1 protein-coding gene is annotated in these 921 nt (G+C 63.2%); it reads left to right on the top strand.

The genetic code is table 11. The annotated features are described in order from the left end of the window. Positions 1-76 precede the first annotated feature (76 nt). Positions 77-921: FAD binding domain-containing protein (locus RFA01S_RS27245; protein ID WP_072692272.1), on the top strand; the 845-nt coding region annotated here is incomplete at its 3' end.

The raw sequence follows: 921 nt of genomic DNA on the forward strand, positions 1-921 counted from the left end.
ACCACGTAGAGCGAGACGATCCCACACTTTGTCATAGTGATCTCATGCTCACTTCACGATTCCCGGTCGTCTCGCGGTGAAGCCGCCACCGTTCGACTTCGTCCGGGCAGAGACAGCTGATCACGCGCTGGACCTACTCCAATCCCACGGTGACGACGCCAAACTCCTCGCCGGCGGCCAAAGCCTGATGCCACTGCTCAACTACCGACTCGCCCGACCGTCCATACTCATCGACATCAACAAAGTCCCCAACATGGCCGACATCACCGTCGACACCACCTCCGGACACGTCTGCGTCGGCGGCCTCACCCGACACCACCGCCTCGAAACCAGCGCAACCCTGCGCACCCACTTCCCCCTCATCGGCGAAGCCGCCAGCTGGATCGCCCACCCACAAATCCGCACCCGCGGCACCATCGGCGGATCACTGGCCCACTGCGACGCATCCGCCGAAATACCGGTAGTCATGCTCGCACTCGACGCCACCGTCAAAATCCGCACCCACACCAGCGAACGCACCCTCCCCATCGAAGACCTCGTCGTCGGACACTTCATCTCCTCCCTCGACTGGAACGAAATGATCACCGGAGTCGACATCCCCCTCCTCCCCGAGGGAACCGGAACCGCCTTCACCGAATTCGCTCGCCGCCACGGCGACTACGCCATCGGCGGAGCAGCCGCAGTGATCACCCTCGACGGCAACGGAACCTGCACCCGCGCACGCATCACCGTCCTCGGAGGCGGCACCACCACACTGCGCTGCACCGACATCGAAAACGCACTACTGGGAAACACGCTCGACACCACACTCGTCAACACAGCAGCCCACGACGGCGTCGGACACCTCACCCCCACGAGCAACCTGCACGGCGACAGCGACTACAAACGCCGAGTCATCGCCTCGATGATCGAGCGAGCAAT

The sequence above is a fragment of the Rhodococcoides fascians NBRC 12155 = LMG 3623 genome, from assembly GCF_001894785.1.
GTDB classification, from domain to species: Bacteria; Actinomycetota; Actinomycetes; order Mycobacteriales; family Mycobacteriaceae; genus Rhodococcoides; species Rhodococcoides fascians.